Raw genomic sequence first — 13,137 nt, 5'->3', positions numbered from 1 at the left:
CCCGGCACGATGCCGAGTGGCGCGGCGGCGGTTGCGGGGCGGGGCGTAAACCACCCGGGAGGGGGTCGTGCGGGCGCGGTGACCACCCGTACGGCCCCCTGGCGGCTCAGTCGCGGGCGGTGAAGTCCGCGGCGGCGAGCAGGGCGGTGTCCGTGTTGTCGGAGAAGATGCCGTCGATGCCCGTCTCCAGGTACCGCTTCAGGGCTCCGAAGGAGTCGCCGTAGGCGTTCGGGTCCGTGCCGCGGCGGAAGTCGGCGGGCAGGAAGGCGTTCTCGTTGCGGTGCGTGTACGGGTGGAGGATCAGCCCCTCCGCGTGCGCGTCCCGGACCAGGGCGGTCGGGGTGCCGAGCCGGCCGCTCGCGTCCTTGGGGATGACCAGGTCGAGGGTGGGGCCGATGCCCTGCGCGTACGAGGCGATCCAGCGCAGGCCCGCCGGAGTGACCAGGTCGGCGACGGTGCGCGGGTCTCCGGCCTGGACGAAGTCCCACGGGCGGCTGCCCGCGCCGGAGAGCAGGACCACGCGCGGGGAGTCCACCAGCTTCGCGAGGCGCTGGATGCTGCTCGGCTCGAAGGACTGGAGGAAGACCGGGGAGTGCGCGCGGTGGCGTCCGTACCGGCGCAGGAGCCTGGCGAGCCGCTCCTCGAGGCCGAGGCCGAGGCCGCGGAAGTAGGTGGGGTGCTTGGTCTCGACGTGCAGCCAGATCTCGCGACCCCGGCGGCGGCCCTCCTCCTCGGCCCAGCGCAGCACCTCCTCGAAGGTGGGGATCGTCCAGCGGCCGTCGTAGAGGGTGTTCTCCTGGCGGGTGCCGGGGATGCGCTCCTTGGCCCGCAGGGTCTTGAGCTCGGCGAGCGTGAAGTCCTCGGTGAACCATCCGGTGAGGGAGGTGCCGTCGACGCTCTTGGTGGTCTTCCGGGAGGCGAACTCGGGGTGGTCGGCGACGTCGGTGGTGCCGGTGATGTCGTTCTCGTGGCGGCAGACGAGGTGGCCGTCCCTGGTGGGGACGAGGTCCTGCTCGATGACGTGGGCGCCGAGGTCGAGCGCGTGCCGGTAGGAGCCGAGGGTGTGCTCGGGCCGGTAGCCGCTGGCGCCGCGGTGGGCGATGACGGTGGGGGCGGGGAGGGAGCGGTAGCCGCGGCCGTGGCCGCCGCCTCGGTTCTCGCCGCCCCGGGCCTCGTCGGCGTGGGCGGTGCCGGCGGGGAGGACCGTCGCGGCCCCCAGTACCGCCGCCGCTCCGGCCGCTCCGAGAACGGTCCGGCGTGCCGGGCTCGGCTGCGCACCCTGTGTCATGAAGACTCCTCCTGTGTGGTGTCCCGTACCTGTCATCGGGGGTTCAGACGCTAGGCAAGAACCACCTACGGGCGGCAGACCTCGGCCGAACATGGCGGAAACACACGTCAACACCGCGTATCCACTTCGTGAACCCGATGTGCGGGCGACGGTGACCCGCGAGTATCGTCGCCAGCTGCACCGTCAGCCCGACTGACTCGCACGCTGACTCGCTCGACTGACCCGCGTCTCACCGGAGGAACCGTTGTCCCGTCTCGCGATCATCAAGGCAGTGCTGGGGCCGGTCATGCGCCTGATGTTCCGCCCCCGCGTCGAGGGCGCCGAGAACATCCCGGGCACCGGTCCCGTCATCCTCGCGGGCAACCACCTGACCTTCATCGACTCGATGATCATGCCGATCTGCCTGGACCGCCCGGTCTACTTCATCGGCAAGGACGAGTACGTGACGGGCAAGGGCGTCAAGGGCCGGGCGATGGCCTGGTTCTTCACCAGCGTCGGCATGATCCCGGTGGACCGGGACGGCGGCCGCGGCGGTGTGGCGGCCCTGATGACCGGCCGCCGGGTCCTCGAGGAGGGCAAGATCTTCTCGATCTACCCGGAGGGCACCCGCTCCCCCGACGGCCGGCTGTACCGGGGCCGTACGGGCATCGCGCGGCTCACCCTGATGACCGGCGCTCCGGTGATCCCGTTCGCGATGATCGGCACCGACAAGATCCAGCCGGGCGGTGCGGGGCTCCCCCGGCCGGGCCGCGTGACGGTCCGCTTCGGTGAGCCGATGGAGTTCTCCCGGTACGACGGGATGGACCGCGACCGCTATGTGCTGCGGGCCGTGACGGACTCCGTGATGGCCGAGGTGATGCGCCTCTCCGGGCAGGAGTACGTGGACATGTACGCCACGAAGGCGAAGGCCGCGTAGCCCCCGCATACGGAGGAAGGTGCCCCGCACGGCCGATGGTCGTGCGGGGCACCTTCGCGTGCGCCGGGTGCGTCAGTGCTCGACGCCGTCCTCCAGCTTCTGGCCCCTCAGCAGGAACCAGGCCGCGACCGCCGTCGCGAGGAGGACCGCGGCGCCGGCGCCGGCCGCGATCCGCAGGCCGTCGACGAACGCCTCCTGGGCGGCGGAGACCAGGGCCGTCGCGGTGTCCGGGGCGAGGGCGCCGGAGGCCTCGACCGCGCCGCCGAGCGACTCGTGGGCGGCCGCCGCGACGTCGGAGGGGACGCCGGCCGGGGTGGCGAATCCCTGGTAGATCCCGGTCACGATGGAGCCGAGGACCGCGATGCCGAGGGCGGCGCCGAGCTCGTACGCCGTCTCGGAGACGGCGGAGGCGGATCCGGCCTGCTCCTTCGGGACGCTGGAGAGGATCACGTCGGCGGTGACGGTGAACGAGAAGCCGGCGCCCACGCCGACGACGAGCAGGGCGGCGCCGAGCAGCGGGTACCCGGTGTGCTGGTCGAGCGTCGTCAGGACGGCCAGGGACAGACCGACCGCCGCGAGACCGCCGGCCACCACGGACCGCACGGAGAAGCGCCGGGCGACGAGGCCCGCGATCAGACCGGCCGTCACCGCGCCGATCGCCGCCGGGAGTTCGGCGAGACCGGCCTCCAGGGGCTGGCGGCCCTGGACCAGCTGGAAGAACTGGGACAGGAAGAAGACCAGGCCGGAGAGGCCGAGGATGGTCAGCAGGTCGGCGAGGACGGCGCCGGAGAAGCCGCGGTGGCGGAAGAGGCGCATGTCCAGGAGCGGCGCCGGCAGGGTGAGCTGCCTGCGGACGAACCAGGTCAGGGCGCCGAGCCCGATGACGGCGGCGGCGCCGGCGTCCAGGGACGGGCCGTGCGAGGCAAGCTCCTTGACCGCGTAGACCAGGCCGATCATGCCGACGAGGGAGAGCGCGACGCTGGGCAGGTCCCAGGGGCCCGGGTTCGGGTTCTTCGACTCGGGGATCAGCTTGATGCCGACGAGGACGAGGACCGCCATGACGGGCAGGTTGATGAGGAAGACCGAGCCCCACCAGAAGTGCTCCAGGAGGAACCCGCCGACGACCGGTCCGACGGCGGCGCCGGCCGAGGCCATGGCACCCCAGATGCCGATGGCGAGGCTGCGCTCGCGCGGGTCGTGGAAGAGGTTCCGGATGAGCGCGAGGGTCGACGGCATCAGGGTCGCGCCGGCGACGCCGAGGAGCGCGCGGGCCACGATCATCATCTCGGGGCTGGTCGCGTAGGCGTTCAGGACCGAGACGGCGCCGAAGGCGGTGGCGCCGATCAGCAGCAGCTTCTTGCGGCCGATGCGGTCGCCGAGGCTGCCCATGGAGACGAGGAGTCCGGCGATGACGAACGAGTAGACGTCACCGATCCACAGGAGCTGCGTGCCGGTCGGCTGCAGTTCCTCGGAGAGGAACGGGGTGGCGAGCCCGAGCACCGTGGCGTCGACCGCCACGAGCAGGACGGCCAGGACGAGCACGGAAAGGGCGAGCCACCGACCGGGGCGGTGCACGCCCTCGATATGGCTCTTGGTGCCGATGGTGCTGGTGCTCACTTCTCCACGCTCCTGCGCGCTCCGCCGAGCAGCAGCTCGGCGATCATGTATTGGAAGTCCTTGGCGGCGACCCTGCCGTCGTGTACGGCCCAGGCGCCGGATCCGATCAGCCCGTAGAAGGCCTCGGACAGCCAGGCGGGGGTCAGGTCGATCCGGAACACGCCGTTCTCCTGGCCCCGCCGGAAGAGGGCCACGATCCGGGCGTCGATGCGTTCCCATCCCTCGTTCCGCTCGTCGCCCTCGAACAGCTGGTTCTCGGTGACCAGGAAGGAGAGCAGCGGGGCGACGGGCTCCACCTCGGCGATGAGTCGCCGGACGGCCTCGTCTTCGGGCCCCTCGTCGAGCCGGGCCCGGTCGTGCGCCTGCTCCAGCTCCTCGAGTCCGAGCGCTTCGAGCGCCCTGACCAGCGCGTCCCGCCCGGCGAACTGGCGGTGCAGCGTGGCCCGGCCGATCCCTGCCGCGCGGGCGACCTCGTCCATCGTCGCGGTCGCTTTACGGGAGAGAAGGGCGGCGGCGCTGCGGAGCACCTGGTTGCGATCGACTACCATGAGACGATCATACACCAAGTGAGACATGAATGTCTCACCCTGGAGAGTGACGTCCTATGCTCGGCCGATGAACTCCTCCGTCACCCTGCGAGCCGCCGCGACACCGGCCCTCCCCGCCCTCGTCCTCCGCCCTTGGTCCGCGCGGGACATCCCCTCGCTCATCGAGGCGTGCCGGGATCCCGTACTGCGCCACTGGACGAGCCACCGGGTGGACGACGAGGCCGGCGGGGCACGGTGGCTGGAGACCCAACAGGCGGGCTGGGCCGGCGGGGAGCGCTTCGCCTTCGCGGTCCTGGAGGAAGGACCCGGCGGGGAGGAGGGACCCCTGGTGGGCAACACGGTCCTCAAGGGGGTCACCCCCGGCGGCCCGGCGGCCGAGGTGGGCTACTGGACCGCCGCGCACGCGCGTGGGAAGGGCGTCGCCCCGCGTGCGCTCGAGGTGCTCACGGAGTGGGCCTTCGGGCCTTTCGGGCCCGACGGCCTGGAGCGGCTCGACCTGCTGCACCAGGTCGACAACCCGGCGTCGTGCCGGGTCGCGTCGAAGAGCGGTTACGCCTTCGACCGCGTGCTGCCGGCGACGCCGCCGGCCTTCCCCCGAGACGGCCACCTGCACGTCCGGCGCACGGGCGACTGAGGACGCCCGTGCGTCCGGACGCACGGGCACCTGGACACCTGGACACCTGGACACCTGGACACCTGGGCACCTCGACGTCCGAACGCCTCGACACCTGCGGCCACGCAGACCGGAACGGAACGCACCGAGCCGCCGCCCGGAAGGGGCGGCGGCTCGGTGACGTGCGGAACCTCCGTACGGGACTACTTCTGCTTGGCGGTGGCCCAGGCGTGCTGGATGACCAGGTCGGCCTTCACCTCGACGAGCTGGACGGCGACGGCGGAGGGGGCGGTGCCGCCGCGACCGTCGCGGGAGGCGAGGGCGCCGGGGACGTTCAGGACGGTGCGGACCTCGGGCGTGAGGTGCTCCGAGATCTTGACGAACTGGTCGTCCGTGAGCTCGTCGAGCTCCTTGCCCTCGGACTCGGCGACCTTGACGCACTCGCCGGCGACCTCGTGCGCCACCCGGAACGGGACGCCCTGCTTGACCAGCCACTCCGCGATGTCCGTCGCGAGCGAGAAGCCGGCGGGGGCCAGCTCCTCCATGCGCTCGCGGTTGACCGTGAGGGTGGCCATCATGCCGGTGAAGGCGGGGAGCAGGACCTCCAGCTGGTCGCAGGAGTCGAAGACCGGCTCCTTGTCCTCCTGGAGGTCGCGGTTGTACGCGAGGGGCAGGGCCTTGAGGGTGGCGAGGAGGCCCGACAGGTTGCCGATGAGGCGGCCGGACTTGCCCCGGGCCAGCTCGGCGATGTCCGGGTTCTTCTTCTGCGGCATGATCGACGAGCCGGTGGAGAAGGCGTCGTGCAGGGTCACGAAGGAGAACTCCTTCGTGTTCCAGATGATGATCTCCTCCGCGATCCGCGAGAGGTTGATGCCGATCATCGCGGTGATGAAGGCGAACTCCGCGACGAAGTCCCGCGAGGCCGTGCCGTCGATCGAGTTGCCGGCCGAACCGCGCTCGAAGCCGAGGTCCTTCGCGACCGCCTCCGGGTCGAGCCCGAGCGAGGAGCCCGCGAGGGCGCCGGAGCCGTACGGGGAGACCGCGGTCCGGGTGTCCCACTGCCGCAGCCGCTCCGCGTCCCGGGACAGGGACTGCACGTGGGCCAGGACGTGGTGCGCGAACAGCACAGGCTGGGCGTGCTGGAGGTGCGTACGGCCGGGCATCGCGACGTCCGGGTGCGCCTCGGCGAGGCCGACCAGGGCGTCCTGGAGTTCGGCGACGAGGCCGCCGATGATCCGGGCGTGGTCCCGCAGGTACATCCGGAAGAGGGTGGCGACCTGGTCGTTCCGGGACCGGCCGGCGCGCAGCTTGCCGCCGAGGTCCGGGCCGAGGCGCTCCAGGAGGCCCCGTTCCAGGGCGGTGTGGACGTCCTCGTCGGCGATGGTGCCGACGAAGGAGCCGTCGGCGACGTCCGCCTCCAGCCGGTCGAGACCGGCGAGCATGCGGGTCAGCTCGTCCTCGGTGAGCAGCCCGGCCTTGTGCAGCACGCGCGCGTGGGCACGGGAGCCGGCGATGTCGTACGGCGCGAGACGCCAGTCGAAGTGGACCGACGCGGACAGCTTCGCGAGGGCCTCGGCGGGACCGTCGGCGAACCGGCCGCCCCAGAGCCGGACGTCACCGTTGTTGCTGCTCACAGCTGCTGCTCCTCAGGAGAGTGGGTGGACCGCCTCCCGCCCGGGCCTGGGACGGGGAGACTGTCTGTTCAACGCGTGCGGGTCACGCCGGGTCGCGCCGGACGGCGATCGCGCGCCCCTCCGGTAGGCATAACTATGCAATGCACCGTATGTTTTGTCAACGCGGTCCCGGAGCTCGTACATCCGATAAACAGCGGCGGCCGCCGCCGCGCCGGACCTACGCTCCACCCCATGCCGACCACCGCCCTCGACGACGTCACCGACCGCCTCTCCCAGGTCCTGCGCAGCTCCGACCCGGACGCATGGATGGACCTCGACCGGCGCATCCGGGCCGACCTCCGATGGGGCCGCCGCATACCGGCCGTCCACACCTGGTTCCCCGCCGCCGCGGACCGGGGGCCCACCGCCCCGGAACTCGCCGTCGCCCTCTGCGGCCCCGACGGCCGGACCAGGGAGGCCGCCCTCCCCCACGTGCGCCACTCCCCCGAGCTGCTCCCCCTGGTCGTCATCCGCTGCGCCGACTGGGCCGGTCCGGTACGCGTCCGGGCCCGCGCCGTGCTGCGCGCGGAGCTCCCGGGGCTCCCGCCCGAGGCCCTCGGGCGCCTCACGGCGGTGGCGCTCCGCACCGGCGACCGGCTGCGCGGGGACGACGCCCGGGAGCTGCTGACCGCGCGCGTGCGGCAGGCGTCCGCGGCCGACACGGACGTCCTGCTCGGCAGCGGGGACCGCGCCGTACGGCGGCTCGCGCACCGGATCGCCGCCGAGCGCGGCCTGCTCCCTCCCGCCCGGCTCGCGGCGATCGCCGCCGCCGATCACGACGTGGTCGTCCAGGACCTGTGCGCGAGCGCGGCGCTCGCCGCGGCCGGCGACCACGTCGACGAGACCGTCCTCGGCCCCCTGCTGGCCTCCCGGCTCGGCCGCGTGCGCGCGGCGGGCGTCACGGCGCTGCGCCGGGCCGGGCGGGCCGGTGAGGCGGAGCCGTTCCTGTACGACCGCTCCGCGCTCGTCCGCGCCTGCGCGCGCTGGGCCCTGCGGCAGGCGGGCACCGACCCCGCGCCCCTCTACCGCGCCGCCTGCGCGGCCGGTGACGCGGTGCCCTCCGACGCCCCGCTCGGCCTCGCCGAGTGCGGCCACCGCGCCACGGACGCGGAGACGCTCTGGGCCCTCACCGGGCACCCGCGGCCGCGAGTGCGGGCCGGCGCCGTGGCGGGGCTGCGCGTGCTCGACGCCGTCCGGTTCCAGCGGCTCGCGCCGCTGCTCGCCGACGACTCCCCGCGGGTCGTACGCGAGGCCGCGAGGGCGTTGGCCCCGTGGGCGGACCACTTCCCCACCGGCGCCCTCCTCCCTCCGCCGAAGGGCACGTACGAGGAGGCGGCGCAGGAGCCCGGGACGGAGCCGCACCCTGAGGCGGCTCCGGACCGGGAGCACCGCACGCGGGGGCGTCTGACCCTCCGGGGCATCCGCTCCCTCTTCGGGCGCGACCGGCACCGCGCCGACAGGTGAGGGGTGACCGGGCAGCGCCGTGCCCGCGTCCGGACGCGCGTCGCCGCCGGAACGCGAGGCGTCCGGCGGCGATCACGCGGTACCGGGCCCCGGGGCCGCGCGGGTTACTTCTGTGCCAGCTTCAGCAGGTGGTCGGCGAGCGCCTGACCGCCCGTCGGGTCGCGGCTGATGAGCAGGAGGGTGTCGTCACCCGCGATCGTGCCGAGGATGGCGTGCAGTTCGGCCTGGTCGATGGCCGACGCGAGGAACTGGGCCGCCCCCGGCGGGGTCCGCAGGACCACCAGGTTCGCCGAGGCCTCGGCGGAGATCAGCAGTTCGCCGGAGAGCCGCCGCATGCGCTCTTCCTTGGCGGACTCGCCGAGCGGGGCCTGCGGGGTGCGGAAACCGCCCTCGCTGGGTACCGCGTAGATCAACTCGCCGCCGGTGTTGCGGATCTTCACCGCGCCCAGCTCGTCGAGGTCCCGGGAGAGCGTCGCCTGCGTGACGCTCAGCCCGTCGTCCGCGAGGAGCTTGGCGAGCTGGCTCTGCGAGCGCACCGGCTGCCGGTTGAGGATGTCGACGATCCTGCGGTGGCGTGCGGTGCGCGTCTGCGGAACGGACGGCCCTCCGTGCTCGTTCTCCTGCGCGTCGGTCATCGTCGTCTCATTCTCCGCTTCGTCCTTGCCCGTTCGCCACGTCGAGGACTCCGGGCAGGGCCTGGAGGAAGGCATCCGCCTCGGCGTCGGTGAGGAGCAGCGAAGGCATGATCCGTACGACATCGGGGGCGGGCGCGTTCACCAGGAGGCCGGCGTCCTGAGCCGCCTGCTGCACCTGCGGTGCGAGGGGCTCGGTGAGCACGATACCCAGCAGGAGGCCCGCACCACGGACGTGGGAGACCAGCGGGTGCCCCAGACCCTCGATTCCCTGGCGCAACCGCTCCCCGACCGCCTTCACGTGGTCGAGTGCCGCGTCCGCGCCGAGGGTGTCCAGGACGGCGAGGCCGGCGGCGCAGGCGACCGGGTTCCCGCCGAAGGTGGTGCCGTGGTGGCCGGGCCCGAAGAGCTCCGCGGCCTCGCCGAAGGCGACGGTCGCGCCGAGCGGCAGGCCGCCGCCGAGGCCCTTGGCGAGGGTCACGACATCCGGCTCGACGCCCTCGTGGGCCTGGTACTCGAACCAGTGGCCGCACCGGCCGATGCCGGTCTGGACCTCGTCGAGGACGAGGAGGGTGCCGGTGGCGCGGGTGATCTCCCGGGCGGCCTTGAGGTATCCGGCCGGCGGGACGACGACGCCGTTCTCACCCTGGATCGGCTCGATGATCACGAGGGCGGTGTCCTCGGTGACCGCGGCCCGCAGCGCCTCGACGTCCCCGTACGGGACGTGGGTGACGTCACCGGGCAGCGGCAGGAACGGCGTCTGCTTGGCGGGCTGGCCGGTGAGCGCGAGCGCTCCCATGGTCCGGCCGTGGAAACCGCCCTGGGTGGCGACCATGTGGGAGCGGCCGGTGAGCCGGCCGAGCTTGAACGCGCCTTCGACGGCCTCGGCGCCCGAGTTGCAGAAGAAGACCTTGCCGGGCCTGCCGAAGAGCGTCAGGAGCCGCTCGGCGAGTTCGACGGGCGGCGCGGCGACGAACAGGTTGGAGACGTGGCCGAGGCTCTGGATCTGCCGGGTGACGGCCTCGACGACCGCCGGGTGGCCGTGGCCGAGCGCGTTGACGGCGATGCCGCCGACGAAGTCCAGGTACTCGGCGCCGTCGGCGTCCCAGACCTTGGCGCCCTCGCCGCGGACCAGCGGCAGCCGGGGCGTGCCGTAGTTGTTCATGAGAGCGCCCTGCCACCGCTGGGTCAGCTCCGTGTTGCCGCTCATTTCGCCCCCTGATCGTCCGGCACGACCATCGTGCCGATGCCCTCGTCGGTGAAGATCTCCAGCAGGATCGAGTGCTGCACGCGCCCGTCGATGACGCGTGCCGTGGTGACCCCGTTCCGTACGGCGTGCAGGCAGCCCTCCATCTTGGGGACCATGCCGCTGGAGAGGTCGGGCAGCAGCTTCTCCAGCTGGCTCGCGGTGAGCCGGCTGATGACCTCGTCGCTGTTCGGCCAGTCCTCGTAGAGGCCCTCGACGTCGGTCAGGACCATCAGGGTCTCGGCGCCCAGCGCCGCAGCGAGTGCCGCAGCCGCCGTATCAGCATTGACGTTGTAGACATGTCCGTCGTCCTCGGAGCGGGCGATGGAGGAGATGACCGGGATCCGGCCGTCCTCCAGGAGCGCCTCGATGGCGCCGGTGTCGATGGCGGTGATCTCGCCGACCCGGCCGATGTCGATCCGTTCGCCTTCGATGAGCGGCTGGTGCTTGGTGGCGGTGATCGTGTGGGCGTCCTCGCCGGTGAGGCCGACGGCGAGCGGGCCGTGCTGGTTGAGCAGCCCGACGAGCTCGCGCTGGACCTGGCCGGCCAGCACCATCCGTACGACGTCCATGGCGTCCTCGGTGGTGACCCGCAGGCCCGCCTTGAACTCGCTGACGATGCCGTGCCGGTCGAGGGCCGCGCTGATCTGGGGGCCGCCGCCGTGCACCACGACCGGCTTGAGGCCGGCGTGGCGCAGGAACACGACGTCCTGGGCGAAGGCGGCCTTGAGGTCGTCGTCGATCATGGCGTTGCCGCCGAACTTGATGACGACGGTCTTGCCGTGGTGGCGGGTCAGCCACGGCAGGGCCTCGATGAGGATCTGGGCCTTGGGGAGGGCGGTGTGCTTCCGCGCGGTGTTGCTCATGACGAGTACGCGCTGTTCTCGTGGACGTAGTCGGCGGTCAGGTCGTTCGCCCAGATGACGGCGGACTCGGAGCCGGCGGCCAGGTCGGCGGTGATGGTGACCTCCCGGAAGCGCATGTCGACGAGCTCCCGGTCCTCGCCGACGGAGCCGTTCCTGCAGACCCAGACGCCGTTGATGGCGACGTTGAGCCGGTCGGGTTCGAAGGCGGCCGCCGTCGTGCCGATGGCGGAGAGCACCCGGCCCCAGTTGGGGTCCTCGCCGTGGATGGCGCACTTGAGGAGGTTGTTCCGGGCGATGGACCGGCCCACCTCGACGGCGTCGTCCTCGGTCGCGGCGTTGATCACCTCGATGCGGATGTCCTTGCTCGCGCCCTCGGCGTCGCCGATGAGCTGGCGGGCGAGGTCGTCGCAGACGTCCCGTACGGCCTCGGTGAACTCGTCCGGCGCGGGGGTGGTGCCGGAGGCGCCGGAGGCCAGGAGCAGGACGGTGTCGTTGGTGGACATGCAGCCGTCGGAGTCGACCCGGTCGAAGGTGACGCGGGTGGCGCCCCGCAGGGCGCCGTCCAGGCCGGCCGCGTCGACGTCGGCGTCCGTGGTGAGGACGACGAGCATGGTCGCGAGGCCCGGGGCGAGCATGCCCGCGCCCTTGGCCATGCCGCCGACCGTCCAGCCGTCCTTCGTGACCACGGAGGTCTTGTGGACGGTGTCGGTGGTCTTGATGGCGATGGCGGCCTTCTCGCCGCCGTGCACGGAGAGTTCGGCCGCGGCCTGCTCCACGCCGGGGAGGAGCTTGTCCATGGGGAGCAGGACGCCGATGAGGCCGGTGGAGGCCACGGCGACCTCTCCGGCGCCGACGTCCGTGCCCTGCTTGCTCAGGACCTCGGCCACCTTCTCGGCGGTGGCGTGGGTGTCCTGGAAGCCCTGGGGGCCGGTGCAGGCGTTGGCGCCGCCGGAGTTGAGGACCACCGCGGTCAGCTCGCCGTCGGCGAGGACCTGCTGGGACCAGACGACGGGGGCTGCCTTGACGCGGTTGGAGGTGAAGACACCCGCGGCGGCGCGGCGGGGCCCGGTGTTGACCACGAGGGCCAGGTCCGGGTTGCCGTTCGACTTGATCCCGGCGGCGATGCCCGCCGCCGTGAATCCCTTCGCTGCGGTGACGCTCACGGAGCGACTCCAATCGTGGAAAGTCCGGTGGCCTCGGGCAGCCCGAGGGCGATGTTCATGCTCTGCACCGCACCGCCTGCGGTGCCCTTGGTGAGATTGTCGATGGCACTGATGGCGATGATCCGGTTTGCGGCCGCGTCGTACGCGACCTGTACCTGAACGGCGTTGGAACCGTAGACGGACGCCGTGGCCGGCCACTGTCCCTCGGGGAGCAGGTGGACGAAGGGCTCGTCCGCGAAGGCCTTCTCGTAGGCGGCCCGCACGGCCTCGGCGGTCACGCCCGGCTTCGCGGCGGCGGTGCAGGTGGCGAGGATGCCGCGGGGCATCGGGGCCAGCGTCGGCGTGAAGGAGACGGTGACGCGCTCCCCCGCCGGTCCGCTCAGGTTCTGGATCATCTCGGGGGTGTGGCGGTGGCCGCCGCCCACCCCGTACGGGGACATGCTGCCCATGACCTCGCTGCCGAGCAGGTGCGGCTTGACGGCCTTGCCCGCTCCGGAGGTGCCGGAGGCGGCGACGATCACGGCCTCCGGCTCGGCGAGGTCGTTCGCGTACGCCGGGAAGAGCGCGAGCGAGACGGCGGTGGGGTAGCAGCCGGGCACCGCGACGCGCTTGGACCCCTCCAGCGCGGCGCGGGCGCCCGGCAGCTCGGGGAGGCCGTAGGGCCAGGTCCCGGCGTGCGGGGAGCCGTAGTACGTCTCCCAGTCGGCCGGGTCCACGAGCCGGAAGTCGGCCCCCATGTCGATGACGAGGACGTCAGGCCCGAGCTGCTCGGCGACCGCGGCGGACTGCCCGTGCGGCAGCGCGAGGAAGACGACGTCGTGCCCGGCGAGCTCTTCGGCCGTGGTCGGCACGAGCACGCGGTCCGCGAGCGGCAGCAGGTGGGGCTGGAGGCCGCCGAGCCGCTGCCCCGCGTTCGAGTGGCCGGTCAGGTTCCCGATCTCGACGTGCGGGTGCCCCAGGAGCAGACGCAGCAGCTCTCCGCCCGCGTACCCGCTCGCGCCCGCCACTGCTACTCGTACCGTCATGGAAACCCTCCTCATGGATGGCATGACTATACGTGCGCCCGCAGTTTTATGCAACGACTATCCAGCCAACCTGCCGGCCACACGTG

Annotated in this window: 12 protein-coding genes; 3 read left to right on the top strand and 9 right to left on the bottom strand. The window is 72.5% G+C overall.

Going from position 1 to position 13,137, the window contains the following annotated elements:
* Positions 1–106: 106 nt before the first annotated feature.
* Positions 107–1,288 (bottom strand): glycerophosphodiester phosphodiesterase, encoded by a 1,182-nt coding sequence (locus OO54_RS24115; protein WP_033206450.1) that lies wholly within the window; start codon positions 1,286–1,288, stop codon positions 107–109.
* 244 nt (positions 1,289–1,532) lie between these two features.
* On the opposite strand from OO54_RS24115, the gene OO54_RS24110 reads away from it, so the two are divergent.
* On the top strand, positions 1,533–2,204 hold the full coding sequence (locus tag OO54_RS24110; protein ID WP_017241764.1) for a lysophospholipid acyltransferase family protein: 672 nt from the start codon (positions 1,533–1,535) through the stop codon (positions 2,202–2,204).
* A 72-nt stretch (positions 2,205–2,276) separates the two neighbouring features.
* Here OO54_RS24110 and OO54_RS24105 read toward each other — a convergent pair whose 3' ends face one another.
* Together OO54_RS24105 and OO54_RS24100 are read right to left on the bottom strand one after the other, a co-directional pair.
* On the bottom strand, positions 2,277–3,821 hold the full coding sequence (locus tag OO54_RS24105) for an MFS transporter (protein ID WP_051787145.1): 1,545 nt from the start codon (positions 3,819–3,821) through the stop codon (positions 2,277–2,279).
* Positions 3,818–4,369: a TetR/AcrR family transcriptional regulator gene (locus OO54_RS24100; protein WP_033206447.1), complete on the bottom strand. Its 552-nt coding sequence runs from the start codon at positions 4,367–4,369 to the stop codon at positions 3,818–3,820. The genes OO54_RS24105 and OO54_RS24100 overlap by 4 nt, the downstream gene beginning before the upstream one ends.
* 67 nt (positions 4,370–4,436) lie before the next feature.
* Between OO54_RS24100 and OO54_RS24095 the strand changes: the two genes are divergently transcribed.
* Positions 4,437–5,003 (top strand): GNAT family N-acetyltransferase, encoded by a 567-nt coding sequence (locus tag OO54_RS24095; protein ID WP_200146623.1) that lies wholly within the window; start codon positions 4,437–4,439, stop codon positions 5,001–5,003.
* Between the two features lie 182 nt (positions 5,004–5,185).
* On the opposite strand, the gene argH is transcribed toward OO54_RS24095, so the two are convergent.
* Positions 5,186–6,616: an argininosuccinate lyase gene (gene argH, locus OO54_RS24090; RefSeq protein ID WP_017241760.1), complete on the bottom strand. Its 1,431-nt coding sequence runs from the start codon at positions 6,614–6,616 to the stop codon at positions 5,186–5,188.
* Positions 6,617–6,847: 231 nt separating this feature from the next.
* Between argH and OO54_RS24085 the strand changes: the two genes are divergently transcribed.
* The gene (locus tag OO54_RS24085) at positions 6,848–8,119 is read left to right on the top strand and encodes a HEAT repeat domain-containing protein (RefSeq protein WP_051787144.1); all 1,272 of its coding nucleotides are present in this window, start codon (positions 6,848–6,850) and stop codon (positions 8,117–8,119) included.
* 104 nt (positions 8,120–8,223) lie between these two features.
* Here the strand turns inward: OO54_RS24085 and OO54_RS24080 are convergent, their stop codons facing one another.
* The 5 genes from OO54_RS24080 to argC are packed head-to-tail and all read right to left on the bottom strand — an operon-like array spanning position 8,224 to position 13,051.
* Positions 8,224–8,754 (bottom strand): arginine repressor, encoded by a 531-nt coding sequence (locus tag OO54_RS24080; RefSeq protein ID WP_033206443.1) that lies wholly within the window; start codon positions 8,752–8,754, stop codon positions 8,224–8,226.
* A 7-nt stretch (positions 8,755–8,761) separates the two neighbouring features.
* The gene (locus OO54_RS24075; RefSeq protein ID WP_033206440.1) at positions 8,762–9,961 is read right to left on the bottom strand and encodes an acetylornithine transaminase; all 1,200 of its coding nucleotides are present in this window, start codon (positions 9,959–9,961) and stop codon (positions 8,762–8,764) included.
* Positions 9,958–10,863, bottom strand: coding sequence for an acetylglutamate kinase (gene argB, locus OO54_RS24070; RefSeq protein ID WP_033206438.1), 906 nt, complete (start codon positions 10,861–10,863; stop codon positions 9,958–9,960). The genes OO54_RS24075 and argB overlap by 4 nt, the downstream gene beginning before the upstream one ends.
* Entirely contained in the window at positions 10,860–12,026 is a 1,167-nt protein-coding gene (gene argJ / locus OO54_RS24065; RefSeq protein WP_017241757.1) for a bifunctional glutamate N-acetyltransferase/amino-acid acetyltransferase ArgJ, read from the bottom strand. Before argJ ends, argB begins: the two co-directional genes overlap by 4 nt.
* The gene (argC, locus tag OO54_RS24060; RefSeq protein ID WP_033206436.1) at positions 12,023–13,051 is read right to left on the bottom strand and encodes an N-acetyl-gamma-glutamyl-phosphate reductase; all 1,029 of its coding nucleotides are present in this window, start codon (positions 13,049–13,051) and stop codon (positions 12,023–12,025) included. Before argC ends, argJ begins: the two co-directional genes overlap by 4 nt.
* Positions 13,052–13,137 lie beyond the last annotated feature (86 nt).

The sequence above is a fragment of the Streptomyces wedmorensis genome (assembly GCF_000716445.1).
GTDB lineage: Bacteria > Actinomycetota > Actinomycetes > Streptomycetales > Streptomycetaceae > Streptomyces > Streptomyces wedmorensis.
Note: the sequence above shows the minus strand (reverse complement) of the source record. Positions and strands in the feature narration are given on the sequence as shown.